The organism is Ensifer sp. GW823-FHT05D09, assembly GCF_058795755.1.
The window spans coordinates 1-267 of the sequence record NZ_JBXAIA010000062.1 but is presented as its reverse complement, the minus strand read 5'-3'; the positions used below and the strand labels follow the sequence as shown (position 1 = coordinate 267).

Here is a 267-nt window from a genome sequence, read left to right as displayed (position 1 = left end):
CCTTCAACCAGCGAACGACCCCCGAACTCGTCGGCCGCGTCGACGTCATTGCCGCCGCCACCACGCTCGACCGCAACACCGGACAACCCTTCTATCTCGCAACCGTCGAGATCACCGAACCGCTCGCCAAGCTCGGCGGCCGCAAGCTCATGCCCGGAATGCCCGTCGAAGTCTTCGTCCAGACCGACGAGAGAACCGCGATCTCGTACCTCACAAAACCCTTCACCGACCAGATGCTCAGAGCCTTCCGCGAGGAGTGAGGGGGCG

Annotated in this window: 1 protein-coding gene; it reads left to right on the top strand. The window is 64.0% G+C overall.

Translation table 11 applies throughout. From position 1 onward, the window contains the following. Window positions 1-260, top strand: a 260-nt coding sequence (locus AC1Q80_RS30930; RefSeq protein ID WP_492362956.1) for a beta-barrel domain-containing protein, incomplete at its 5' end; no start/stop codon positions are given. Between the last annotated feature and the right edge of the window lie 7 nt (window positions 261-267).